This window comes from Salinimicrobium oceani, assembly GCF_012037645.1.
Window position 1 is genome coordinate 1 of record NZ_JAAVJR010000949.1, and the last position, 384, is coordinate 384.

A 384-nucleotide genomic window follows, 5' to 3' on the forward strand; every position below is an offset into this window, starting at 1 on the left:
GAAAAAGACGGTTTTATAATTCCACTTTTGGATGCCCGCCGTATGGAAGTCTATACTGCAGGTTTTAATTCTGAAAATAAGAAGGTTTTTGACACCCGCGCAGAGATCCTTGTTCCCGATTCTTTTTCTGAATACCTGGAGAATGCAAATGTTTCTTTTATAGGCAGCGGAGTAGAGAAGTTCAGCAAGATCTGTGACCACAAGAATGCGACTTTCATCAAAGACAAATTACCCTCGGCAGAACAAATGGTCGCTTTAGCCGAAGAAAAATTTCAAAAAGAAAAATTCGAAGATGTAGCCTATTTCGAGCCTTATTATCTAAAAGATTTTCAGGCAGGCCAAACGGTTCCGGGTTTAAAGTTCAAAGTTCAAGGGTTAGAGATT

The 384-nt window shown here is 39.6% G+C and carries 1 protein-coding gene; it reads left to right on the plus strand.

Annotation, left to right across the window (positions count from 1 at the left end; translation table 11 throughout):
• On the plus strand, positions 1 to 384 hold a 384-nt coding region (locus HC175_RS20200), incomplete at both ends, for a tRNA threonylcarbamoyladenosine biosynthesis protein TsaB (RefSeq protein ID WP_369074360.1).